Origin of the sequence: Kitasatospora sp. NPDC051984 (assembly GCF_044593455.1) — a bacterium.
GTDB lineage: Bacteria > Actinomycetota > Actinomycetes > Streptomycetales > Streptomycetaceae > Kitasatospora.
Genome location: NZ_JBIUCB010000015.1, coordinates 1 through 11,216, shown reverse-complemented (window position 1 = coordinate 11,216; position 11,216 = coordinate 1). Strand labels below are relative to the sequence as shown.

8 protein-coding genes are annotated in these 11,216 nt (G+C 72.4%); 5 read left to right on the top strand and 3 right to left on the bottom strand.

Features of this window, described 5'->3' with window-relative positions; all coding sequences use genetic code 11:
- Both ACIHEI_RS25860 and ACIHEI_RS25855 read right to left on the bottom strand, forming a co-directional pair.
- A partial coding sequence (locus ACIHEI_RS25860; RefSeq protein WP_396608247.1) for a hypothetical protein occupies nt 1-3,061 on the bottom strand: 3,061 nt, incomplete at its 3' end.
- Between the two features lie 482 nt (nt 3,062-3,543).
- Nucleotides 3,544-4,695 carry an acyl-CoA dehydrogenase family protein gene (locus ACIHEI_RS25855; protein ID WP_396608246.1) on the bottom strand — a complete coding sequence of 384 codons (1,152 nt, stop codon included), beginning with the start codon at nt 4,693-4,695 and terminating at the stop codon, nt 3,544-3,546.
- Nucleotides 4,696-4,794: 99 nt separating this feature from the next.
- Here ACIHEI_RS25855 and ACIHEI_RS25850 point away from each other — a divergent pair, with 99 nt between their 5' ends.
- From ACIHEI_RS25850 to ACIHEI_RS25830, 5 genes are all read left to right on the top strand, one after another.
- Nucleotides 4,795-5,511, top strand: coding sequence for a TetR family transcriptional regulator (locus tag ACIHEI_RS25850; RefSeq protein ID WP_392946180.1), 717 nt, complete (start codon nt 4,795-4,797; stop codon nt 5,509-5,511).
- Between the two features lie 196 nt (nt 5,512-5,707).
- Nucleotides 5,708-6,163, top strand: a complete 456-nt coding sequence (locus ACIHEI_RS25845; protein WP_387647849.1) for a Zn-ribbon domain-containing OB-fold protein — start codon at nt 5,708-5,710, stop codon at nt 6,161-6,163.
- A 204-nt stretch (nt 6,164-6,367) separates the two neighbouring features.
- Complete coding sequence (locus ACIHEI_RS25840) at nt 6,368-7,795, top strand: hypothetical protein (RefSeq protein WP_396608245.1); 1,428 nt, start codon at nt 6,368-6,370, stop codon at nt 7,793-7,795.
- A gap of 95 nt (nt 7,796-7,890) precedes the next feature.
- Nucleotides 7,891-8,277, top strand: coding sequence for a tetratricopeptide repeat protein (locus ACIHEI_RS25835; protein WP_392946174.1), 387 nt, complete (start codon nt 7,891-7,893; stop codon nt 8,275-8,277).
- Between the two features lie 122 nt (nt 8,278-8,399).
- Complete coding sequence (locus tag ACIHEI_RS25830) at nt 8,400-8,825, top strand: SRPBCC family protein (RefSeq protein WP_387647857.1); 426 nt, start codon at nt 8,400-8,402, stop codon at nt 8,823-8,825.
- Here the strand turns inward: ACIHEI_RS25830 and ACIHEI_RS25825 are convergent.
- Nucleotides 8,803-10,872 carry a SpoIIE family protein phosphatase gene (locus tag ACIHEI_RS25825; RefSeq protein WP_396608244.1) on the bottom strand — a complete coding sequence of 690 codons (2,070 nt, stop codon included), beginning with the start codon at nt 10,870-10,872 and terminating at the stop codon, nt 8,803-8,805. The two genes, ACIHEI_RS25830 and ACIHEI_RS25825, sit on opposite strands and share 23 nt — an antisense overlap.
- Between the last annotated feature and the right edge of the window lie 344 nt (nt 10,873-11,216).

The following is an 11,216-nucleotide window of genomic DNA, read 5'->3' as shown; positions in this document are numbered from 1 at the left end:
CCGCCGTCACGACATACGAACCGTGGCAGAGCGTGCTCTCACCGGGACTCAGCACCGTCGTGTCACAGGTCACCGAGGCGACGTGGTCGTCCGTGACAGCCAAGTTGTGCACCGTCGCAGTGCCCAGGTTGGTGATGGTGTACGTGTAGGTGACGGTGTCACCCACGTGGAACGGACCGGCGGAGTCCGCCGTCTTCTGGATGGCCAGTTCCGCGGTGCCCACCACCGGAACGGTCACATCGACCGGCGGGCTGTGCACGTCCACGCCATTCGCATCCGTGCCGTTCGCCTGAGCGGTGTTCGTCACGTGCCCGGCCTGCACGTCCGCCGCCGTGACGACGTACGAACCGTGGCAGAGCGTGCTCTGGCCCGGGTTCAGTGTCGTCAGGTCACAGATCACCGGCGCGATCAGGTTGTCCGTCACCGTGATGTCGTGGACGAGCGCCGTACCCGTGTTCGTCACGGTGTACGTGTAGGGGATCTTGTCATCCAGGCGGAACGGGCCCGAAGCGTCGGGCGTCTTCTGGATCTCCAGCGCCCCGACACCCGCCACATCGGCGGTCGCCTCCGAGGGCGGTGTGATGAACGTGCTGCCGTCGGGGCCGGTGAAGCTGGCGGTGACGGTGTTGGTGGTGGGTTGGGTGATGCCGGGGAGGTTGCAGAAGATCTGATGGCTGGTGCCGACGGGTAGGTCGAAGGTGCCGGCGTTCGCGGCACAGGAGGGGGTCACGGGGTCATCGAGGGTGATGCCGGTGATGTCGGTGGGGCCCACGTTGGTGGCGGTGATGCGCCAGTAGGCGGTGCCTCCGGGGGGAAGGGTGGTGGCACTGGCCCATGGGCCTGGGCCGCCCGGGCCGCAGTCGGTGGCGTTGTTGGCGGCGCAGACCTCCTTGAGGACGGTCAGGTCCGCGGTGCACTCGGGACCGGCGGGCACCTGGAGGGTGACGGTGTTGGAGAAGGTGGGCGGCTGGCCGTTGGTGACGGCGCTGGCCTGGTTGGAGACGGAGGTGACGGTGCAGTCCTTCGCCACGGTGGTCTCGAAGCAGATCTGGGGCGCGTCGCCGACGAAGGTGACCTCCATCCGCACGTTGGCGGGGAAGGTCTCGCCGCCGTTCAGGGTGAGGTTGGCGATGACCTGGATCGGTGAGTCGGCGACCGGGACGGAGGAAATGTCCGCTGTTTCGGTCGCGGGGTTGAACGGGAAGGTGCCGACGGTGCTGCCGTCCGCCGCCAGTACGGTCACCGAGGACTGGGTGAAGTCGATGACGCTCGGATCGATGCCGAAGAGCTTGACCGTCCCGTAGGACTGGACATGCCCGGAGGCCCCGTCGCAGTAGAAGTCGGCGGGGTTGATGGTGCTCTGCGCCCTGGTCTTCTGGCAGGGCGAGGCGCCGGTGACGGGGTCGAGCGAGAACAGGTAGCCGGTGTCACCGAGTCCGTACTTGCACTGGCCGTCGTAGGCGTAGCCGTACGGGCTGGTGTTGCCGCCGTTGACGTTGGGCGGGCCGTCGAGGACGCCGTCGGCACCGTACTGGGCGCAGGGGCCCTGGATGTTCCAGTCGTAGCAGTACGAGGTGCTGTTGAGGGTCGGTGTGATGCCCCGGTAGATCCAGAACGGGAACTCGGTCTCCAGGTGCCCGTTGGGGGCGGTGATGGTGAGCGGCACCTGGAAGTTGGCCTCGCCCAGTGCGAGGTTGGTACTGACCAGGGAGCTGAGGCCGGGGGGCGCGGCGATGGGGTTGCCGGTCAGGTCGAAGCACTCGACGGTGCCGACGGGCGGGTTGACTGCCTGGTAGAAGCCGCCGACGATCGTGCAGACGCCGGTGACGGTGCCCGCCGCGTCGTACATCTCGAAGACGTTGTCGGCCCGGGCGGGTTCGTCGGTGGTCGGGGTGGCCACGATCTTGGGGGTGGGCCAGCCGGCGCACGCGGCGTTCGTGGACGGGTCGAAGCAGGACATCACCGTTGGCAGCGGGGCCAGTTGGTTGTCGGTGACGTAGATCTTTCCTTCGATGGTCCGCATGATGCCGGCGTAGTCGCCGCTGAAGGAGACCTGGCCCTCATTGGGAGGCAGGCCGATGTCGAAGGTTCCGCAGGGGGCGTTGGCGGCGGCGTCGTAGCAGAGGATCTCGCCGGTGCCGGAGACCGCGTAGAGGTGCTGGTTCGGTGCCTGGACGACACCGCCGACCACCAGCCCTTCGCCGGTCTGCAGCGGGGTGAAGCCGCAACTGGCCTGCGCCTGGAGGTCGATGCAGCCGACGCCGATCAGTGCGGACGTTTCCCGGCTGATCGCTGCGTAGTACAGCTTGGAGCCGATCTGCACGTAGGTCGGGGTGCGGGTGCTGCCGAGGTCACCGGTGGTCGCTCCGGGCTGCGAGGAGTTCAGCGCCTGGGGCCAGCTGGCGGGGGATCCGTCCGGGGCCGGACAGGGGCCGTTGGTGAGCAGGTCGGTACAGACCACGCTTTCCGGATTGGCGAAGCCGTGGTGGTAGATGTTCCAGATCTCGGGTGTGGAGACACCGTTGATCGTGGCGGTGTACAGGATGGGCGTGAAGCCGTCGCCGCCGGTGGCCGTGTTGACCGGGGTGAACGGCGGCGGGATCTGCACCACCACGCCGGTCGCGGGCGACGCGAGATCGGGGTTGTGGGCCTGGACGACGTTGGTCGCGGTGCCCTGGTCGGTATCGGCGAAGCTCGCGCCGCCGTCGGTGGACCACTGTCTGCTGTAGCCGGGCGGCACCTGGAGCGAGCCGGGTACGTAGGTCTGCTGCTGCGGGACGGTGCCCGGTCCGCCCTGGATCACGTCGGTGATCGTGGCGTCGACCGGGACGCCGGCCGGATTGGTCTTGGAGACCACCCAGCGGACGGTGCCGCCGTGCTCGGTCTGGGTCGTGCTCCCGGTGGCGACGTCGGTTCCGGTCTTGCTCAGCGTCACCGGCACCGGGGCCTCGACCGCCCGGTCGTCACCGGCGACGGTGTGCACGGCCACCGGCGAATGCGCCGCGGCGGGCCAGGCGAAGGATGCCGGCGCCATGGCGAGCGCGACGACGAGGGGCAGCAAGGCCCTCACGGCGCGGCCGCGGATCGCCGCCGGCCCATAGCGTCCGGGCGGGCGTTCGCAGGGAGGTCGACGGCGTCTCATGACGAATCCTTCCGATCGGGCGGTCCGGTGTCACACGGGGTGACGGTGAGGGTGGCGACCTGGGCGGCAAGCCCGCGATTCACGCACGCAACACACACGAGTGGCTACTCACCGCGACCATACAATCGGGCATCTCGTCTGAAAATCTGTCAAATACCTTTACTGACCCACTAGCCGGACGCGTTCACCCTGCCGGCCGCGAAACCCCCACCCGAGAGAGCCCCGCCCACCCCCACCGCACCCCATGACCCGACGTCAGACCCGAACCCTTCAACGCCGACGAACCACCCCGGCCTGGAGCGCAAAACGGAAGGCGCCCGCCGGCCGGGTCGCGCCACGGGCAGTGAGCTGCACGTGGGAGCGACCCGGTGGACGGGCGCCTGAGGGGGCCGGGGCTGCCGTTACGGCAGGTTGCGGGCCATGACGATGCGCTGGACCTGGTTGGTGCCCTCGTAGATCTGGGTGATCTTCGCGTCGCGCATCATCCGCTCCACCGGGTAGTCCCGCGTGTACCCGTACCCGCCCAGCAGCTGCACCGCGTCCGTCGTGACCTCCATCGCCACGTCCGACGCGAAGCACTTCGCCGACGCCCCGAAGAACGTCAGATCGCCGTCACCGCGCTGCGACTTCGCCGCCGCCGCGTACGTCAACTGCCGCGCCGCCTCCAGCTTCATCGCCATGTCCGCCAGCATGAACTGGACGCCCTGGAACTCCGCGATCGCCTTCCCGAACTGCTTGCGCTCCTTCACATAGCCCTTGGCGTAGTCCAGCGCGCCCTGCGCGATGCCCAGCGCCTGCGCGGCGATCGTCACCCGGGTGTGGTCCAGCGTCCGCATCGCCGTCGCGAAACCCGTGCCCTCCGCGCCGATCATCCGGTCCGCCGGGATCCGCACATTGTCGAAGTACACCTCACGCGTCGGCGAACCCTTGATGCCGAGCTTCTTCTCCGGCGCGCCGAACGACACGCCCTCGTCGCCCTTCTCCACCACGAACGCCGAGATGCCCTTCGACCGCAGCGAGGGGTCGGTCACGGCCATCACCGTGTAGAACTCCGACACACCCGCGTTGGTGATCCACCGCTTCACACCGTTGAGCACCCAGAAGTCACCGTCCCGCACCGCCCGGGTCTTCATGCCGGCCGCGTCCGAACCCGCCTCCGGCTCCGACAGGCAGTACGAGAACATGCCCTCACCGCGGGCCAGCGCCCCCAGGTACTTCGCCTTCAGCTCCTCCGAACCGGACAGCTGCACCGGCAGCGAACCCAGCTTGTTCACCGCCGGAATCAGCGACGAGGAGGCACACACCCGCGCCACCTCCTCGATCACGAGCACCGTCGCCAGCGCGTCCGCACCCGCGCCGCCGTACTCCTCCGGCACGTGCACCGCGTGCAGATCGTTCGCCTGCAGCGCCTCGAGGGCCTCCGAAGGGAACCGCCCCTCCTCGTCCACCGCCGCCGCGAACGGGGCGATCTTCGCCTCCGCCAGCGAACGCACCGCCTCGCGGAGCATGTCGTGCTCCTCGCTCAGCCGGTAGAGGTCGAAGTCCTGGGTCATGGCAGTCTCCTCGGTGATGGCACTCAGTACCCCCGATTATGCACACTGAGTATCGCCTCGCCCAGCCTTCTCCTCCGCGTCGGTGCTACCGTCCGGGGTATGAGCGAGGTGCATGAGCAGGGCGGAACCACGGCGACCCGGCCGACGATGCGGGACGCCCTGGTGGAGGCGGCGTTCGAGCTGTTCTCGGAGCGGGGCTTCGAGCAGACCACGGTCGACGACATCGTCTCGCTCGCGGGGGTCGGCCGGCGGTCGTTCTTCCGGTACTTCCCGTCGAAGGAGGCGGTGGTCTTCCCGGACCACGACGGCTGCCTGGCGGACATGACGGCGTTCCTCGAGCAGGCGGATCCTTCGGGCGACCCGGTGGAGCAGGTCTGCGACGCGGCCCGGCTGGTGCTGCGGATGTACGCGGGGAACCCGGCGTTCTCCGTGGGGCGCTACCAACTGACCAAGAAGGTCCCGAACTTGCGCACCCACGAGCTCTCCGTGGTGTGGCGCTACGAGCGCACCCTGGCGGGCCATCTGCGCACCCGGTACGCGGCCCGCGCGGACGGCGCGCTGCGCGCGGACGTGATCGCGGCGGCGGTGGTGGCGGCGCACAACTACGCGCTGCGGGCCTGGCTGCGTTCGGGCGGCGAGGGCGATGTGGGCGCGGCGGTGGACGAGGCGCTGCAGTTGGTGATCGACACCTGGGGCGACGGCGCGGCCGAGGGGCGGGCGGAGTCGCAGGACGAGGAGGTGGTCGTCATGGTGGCCCGCCGGGGGACCCCGATGTGGCGGGTGGTGCAGGGCGTCGAGGCGGCCCTGGAGCCGTGACCGGGCCCGGCGGCCACTCCCCCGGCCGTCCTCACAGGCCCCATTCGCCACGCGGATGATCCGATTACCCGCCTGGCACTCGGTACCTTTACACGGGGCACTGAGTGCCATACCTTCCTTCTGGCAGACCGCCCCGACCGCACGCCCGCCCGGGTGGCGGTACGGCGGCGCACACCGGCTCAGCAAGGAGACGGCCATGATGACCCTCACTCTCGCCCCGGCCGCGCCGACGACGGCCCCGACCGCGACGACCACCCCCACCACCGACCTGTTCGACCCGGACTTCGCCCCGTCCGCCTTCCGGCCACAGCCCGAACTCCCGGTCGCCGAGACCGAGTTGCGCTACCGCCGCTGCCGCTGGTGCCACTCGGCCAGTGCGGTGACCTGCCTGCTGTGCCCGGTGTGCGGGTCGGCGGACCTGGAGCCGGCGGTGGCGTCCGGGCAGGGGACGGTGCAGCGCCTGCTGCGTCCGATCCGCCGCGGCCCGCACCTGGGGCGCCCGTACCTGATCGTGCTGGACGAGGGCTTCACCGTGCAGGCCTCGGTGCTCGGCGGGCTGCCGGGCGCGGTGCCGATCGGGGCCCGGGTGCAGCTGGTGACCAGCGAGGAGGGCGGCCGGGTGCTCACCTTCCGCCTGGTTCCCCGTACCTGACGAACCGCCAGCTCCACGCCACTCCTGGCACCGAGTGCCACCAAACCCGGCCGCACGGGGCACCCCCACCCCGACGGTCCGCAGGGCGCACACACTTCCCACACCCCGCGATCCGAGGGTGTGGGCGTGGCCCGATCCCGTGCACGGAGCGCCACCACGCGGGTAGGGTCGGTGACGTTTGCCGTTCCGGGGGAGGTACTACACGTGCTCGATCTGAGCGCCCATCAGCCGGCCGCCGTCTGGCGACCGTTGTCCGGCCCACCGCCGGGAAGGGAGTGGCGCGCCGGTCTGGCGGCCAATCCGGCGGCCCCGGCCGAGGTGCTGGTCCGGCTGCTGGACGACATCGCCGACGGCGGCGACTCGACCTGGCCGGCCCGCCGGCCGGAGTTGCCCGACCGCGTGGTGGAGGCGGCGCTGCGGCACCCGCGCTGGCGGGTCCGGGCGGCGCTGGCGGAGCGTCCGGGGCTGTCGCCGGTGGTGCTGGCGGCGCTGGCCGGGGACGGCGAGCGCCGGGTGCGCCGGGCCGCGACGTCGGCGGCGCACTCGGTGCCACTGCCGGAGCGGACGCTGGTGGCGCTGGCGGCCGACCGCGATCCGGACACCCGCCGCCGGGTGCCGGGCTGCGCGGGCCTGCCGGAGGAGCTGCTGGTGCGCCTCGCGCAGGACGGTTCGCCGCTGGTGCGGGCCGCGGCGGTGGCGGCGGACAGCTGGGCCCAACTCCCGGCCCGGGTACGGACGGCGCTGCGCGCGGACCGCGATCCGGCGGTGCGGGCGGCGGTGCAGCGCGCGCTGCGGGTGGACCGGCCGCTGCCGGTGACGCTGGCGGGGTACATCGCGGAGAGCGACCCGGTGCGCCGGGAGCGGACGGCGGCGGGGGCCGCCCTGGAACGCGCGCTCGGTGAGTGGCTGGTGCTGGACGACAACCCGCGGATCCGCCGGGCGGCGGCGGGCAATCCGCAGCTGCCGACGGACCTGGCGCTGGCCCTGGCGGCCGACCCGGACACGGCGGTGCGCCTCACGGTGTCGCTGCGTTCGGACCTGACGGAGCAGCAGCGCTCCGCGGTGGACTACCAGGTGCCGGACGCGGCGCCGCCCGAGCTGCCCTGGGTGGCCGAAAGGGCCGACGATCCGGCGGAGTTGCTGCGGCTGGCCCGCTCGGGGCATCCGCTGGTGCGGCGCGCGGTGGCGGCGCTGGAGCGTCTTCCGGGCGAGGTGGTCGCGCTGCTCGCCCAGGACCCGGAGCCGGCGGTGCGGCTCGCGCTGGCGGAGCACTGCGCGGACGCGCCGGGCGAGTTGCTGCGGTCGGTGTACGCGGAGCTGCTGGGCCCGTCCTCGCTGCCGGCCCTGGAGCCGTTCGCGGCGCCGGGGCTCGCGCGGTGGGCGGAGCGGCCGGAGCCGGCGCTGCGGCTGGCGGCGCTGCGCGATCCGGAGCTGGCGCCGGAGGTGCTGGCGCGGCTGGCGGAGGATCCGGACCGGACGGTGGCGCGGGCGGCGGCGGGCGATCCGCGGCTGCCGCTGGACGCGCTGCTGGCGCTGCTGGAGGCGGATGCGCACCCGGCAGCGGCTGCGGCGAATCCGGCGCTGCCGGTGTCGTTCATGCTGCGGCTGCTGGACCTGGCGGAAAACGCCTGAATCGCTCCTGGAATAGCGGCCGATAGGTGAACGTTCAACCACCCGTCGGGCCACGGAGGCCCGGCAGAGGAACCGGAACGGCAAGGAGCACGGCAATGACCACCGACTTCCGCCAGCAGACCACGGGCCTGTCCACCGGGCAGGCGGCGCTCCACGAGGGGACGGTCGCCGAGCGCTGGGTGCGCGCCCAGCTGTTCTTCGACTCCAAGGCGTACGCGGACGCCGCGCGGATCCTCGCCGAGCTGGTCGAGGAGGCCCCGGAGCAGGTCGGCCCGCGCCTGCTGCTGGCCCGGTCGTACTACCACTCCGCCCAGCTGCGCCGCGCGGAGGAGCAGCTGCGCAAGGTGATCGAGCTGGACCCGGTGGAGCACTACGCGCACCTCGTCCTCGGCCGCGTCCTGGAGCGCCAGGGCCGCCACGCCGAAGCGGTGCCGTACCTGCGCCTGGCCGCCGCGTTCGAGGGCACCTTCCCGCAGGACTGACGACAGCGCACCGCCCCCGACGGGTTCCCGCCCGCCGGGGGCGGTGTGCTGTCCGCGCTCGGCAGGCGTCCCTGTCCCCTGTCAGTCTGGAGGGGAGCGTCGAGGATGCGGAGGTGCGCGCGATGCGGACGTTGGAGGAGCAAATCGAGGTGACCGCCCCGGTGGGGACGGCGTGGTCGCAGTTGCACCGGGTGGCGGAGTATCCGGAGTTCGTCGGCGGAGTGGTGCACGCCAGCGCGCGGGGGCGGCGGCACGCGGATCTGGAGGTGGAGATCGGCGGCGAGCGGCACCATGTGGACGCGGAGCTGACCGATCACGGCCGGGGCCGGGTGATGAGCTGGGAGACCGTGGACGGCCCGCCGCTGCGCGGCACCTTCGCGCTGCGCCCGCTGGACGCCGCGCACACCCAGGTGCAGGTGCGCCTCGAGTACGACCCGGAGGAGCTGAAGGACGCCGTCGGCGGTCCGCGCGGGTTCGCGCAGAGCAAGGCGGTGGAGGAGGCGGTGCGGACGGATCTGGAGCTGTTCAAGCAGCTGTGCGAGGAGTGAACGACGGCTCCACTCCGCCGAACGTGCCGTCCGGTGCCCCGCCGGGCGGCGTGCCGATCGGCAGTTCGGCCCAGATGACCTTGCCGCTGGCGGGGTAGCGGGTGCCCCAGCGCTCGGCGAGCTGGGCGACCAGGAACAGGCCGCGCCCGCCCTCGTCGGTGTCGGTGGCGTGCCGCAGGTGCGGGGAGGTCGCGGAGCCGTCCCAGACCTCGCAGATCAGGGCGCGGTCGCGCAGCACCCGGACCCGGATCGGCCCGCTGGCGTGCCGGATCGCGTTGGTGATCAGTTCGCTGAGCACGAGTTCGGCGGCGAACGCCTGCTCGGTCAGGCCCCAGTCGTCGAGCCGTCGGGTGACGGCGGCCCGTACCCGGGCGACGGCGGCCGGGTCGGCGGGGACGTCCCAGTCGGCGACGTGGTCGGCGGGGAGCGCCCGGGTGCGGGCCACCAGCAGGGCGATGTCGTCGGCCGGGTTGGCGGGCAGCAGCGCGTCGAGCAGGTCGTCGCAGGTCTCCCGGGGGCCGCGGCCGGGGTGGGCGAGCGCGGCGCGGAGCAGTTTCATGCCGTGGTCGAGGTCGTGCGCGCGGGATTCCACCAGGCCGTCGGTGTACAGCACCAGCCGGCTGCCTTCGGGGAGTTCCAACTCGGCGGTCTCGTAGGGCAGTCCGCCGATGCCGAGCGGGGGCCCGCCGGGCAGGTCGGGGATGTCCACGTGCCCGTCGGGGAGCACCACGGCGGGCGGCAGGTGTCCGGCGCGGGCGAAGGTGCAGCGTCGGGTGACGGGGTCGTAGACGGCGTACAGGCAGGTCGCGCCGGTGATCGGGCGTTCGCCGCCGTCGGGGCGGGGGTTCTCCTGGTCGAGGCGGTTGACCAGGGCGTCGAGGTGGCCGAGCAGTTCCTCGGGGGCCAGGTCGAGCGAGGAGAAGGTGTGCACGGCGGTGCGCAGCCGTCCCATGGTGGCGGCGGCGTGCACGCCGTGGCCGACCACGTCGCCGACCACCAGGGCGACCCGGGCGCCGGACAGCGGGATCACGTCGAACCAGTCGCCGCCGACGCCGGCCTGTGCGGGCAGGTAGCGGGAGGCGACTTCCAGGGCCTGCTGTTCGGGCAGTTCGGCGGGGAGCAGGCTGTGCTGGAGAGCGACGGCCATGGTGTGTTCGCGGGTGTAGCGGCGGGCGTTGTCGACCAGGACGGCGGCGCGGGCGGTGAGTTCCTCGGCGAGGGTGCCGTCCTCCTCGTCGAAGGCGGGGCGGGGGCGGGCGCGCCAGAAGGTGGCGACGCCGAGCATGGTGTCGCCGACGTTGAGCGGCGCCGCGATCAGGGTGTGCACCTGCTCGTCGCGCATGGCGTCGACGGCGCCGGGGCGGACTTCGTCCCAGACGTCGAGCGCCGCGGACAGGTCGGGTTCGACCACCGAGCGGGCGGTGGCGACGGCGCGGGCGCGCGGGGTGTCGGGGACGACGGGCACGGACGAGCCCGGGGGGAGCAGCGGGGGCCGGGCGGTGATTCCGGTGAGTGCGACCCGGTGCATCGCCCCGCGCCGGCCGGGGCGGGGTTCGCCGCCGTCGAGGACGCCTTCGCAGAGGTCGACGCAGGCGTAGTCGGCGAAGGCGGGGACGAGTGCGGCGGCGAGTTCCTGGCAGGTGCGGGTGATGTCGAGGGTGGTGCCGATGGAGCCGCCGGCCCGGTAGAGCAGTTCGAGGCGGCGGCGGGCGGTGTCGGGGTTGGCGACGGTGGTGTCGCGCAGGGTGGCGAGCAGGCAGGCCGGGCCGCCGGCCCGGTCGGTGTGGCGCAGGTCGAGGGCGAGGGTGCGGCCGTGCGCGGTGATCGGCGTGTCGGTGAGGTCGGCTCCGCCGTCCAGCAGGGCGATCAGTTCGTCCTGCAGGCCGAGGGTGCGCAGGGGGCGGCTCTCGCAGTCGGTGGGCAGGTCGAGCAGCCGGCGGGCCTCGTCGTTGGCGTACAGCAGGCGCCGGTCGGCGTCGATCAGCAGCAGGCCTTCGCGGACGACGGCCGGTTCGGGGTCCGCGTGCCGGGGCGTGTCGTCGGTCATCCGTGCCGTCCGGTCTGCGCGGTGGTCACCGGGGCCGGCGGGCCGGAGCGGGGGCTCGTGGACGTCCGGCGCGCGGAGGTCCGGCCCGCCGCGCGCTGTCCGCCGGGTGCTGCCCGAAACCGGGTCATACGCCCATTCCTACACTCCCCGCTCGGACCGGGCCAATGGCAGCACCCGGATTTCGCGCGCTGATGTGCTGCCTTCGACCCGCCCTTGTCGCGGCCGTAGGACTAGGGTCTGTCCGGCCGATCTTGTCGGATCAGCGCGCGGCTCCCCCAGCCCTTGCGGGCTGGGAGGTGCCCCCATTTCGCGCCCGGCTGGGAGTGCCGGCGAACCGTCCTCGT

Excerpts from the sequence above, each read along its gene's own strand:
- ACIHEI_RS25830 (WP_387647857.1), top strand. The coding sequence starts at position 8,400 with ATGCGGACGTTGGAGGAGCAAATCGAGGTGACCGCCCCGGTGGGGACG.
- ACIHEI_RS25845 (WP_387647849.1), top strand. The coding sequence starts at position 5,708 with ATGATGACCCTCACTCTCGCCCCGGCCGCGCCGACGACGGCCCCGACC.
- ACIHEI_RS25855 (WP_396608246.1), bottom strand. The coding sequence starts at position 4,695 with ATGACCCAGGACTTCGACCTCTACCGGCTGAGCGAGGAGCACGACATG.
- ACIHEI_RS25850 (WP_392946180.1), top strand. The coding sequence starts at position 4,795 with ATGAGCGAGGTGCATGAGCAGGGCGGAACCACGGCGACCCGGCCGACG.
- ACIHEI_RS25825 (WP_396608244.1), bottom strand. The coding sequence starts at position 10,872 with ATGACCGACGACACGCCCCGGCACGCGGACCCCGAACCGGCCGTCGTC.
- ACIHEI_RS25835 (WP_392946174.1), top strand. The coding sequence starts at position 7,891 with ATGACCACCGACTTCCGCCAGCAGACCACGGGCCTGTCCACCGGGCAG.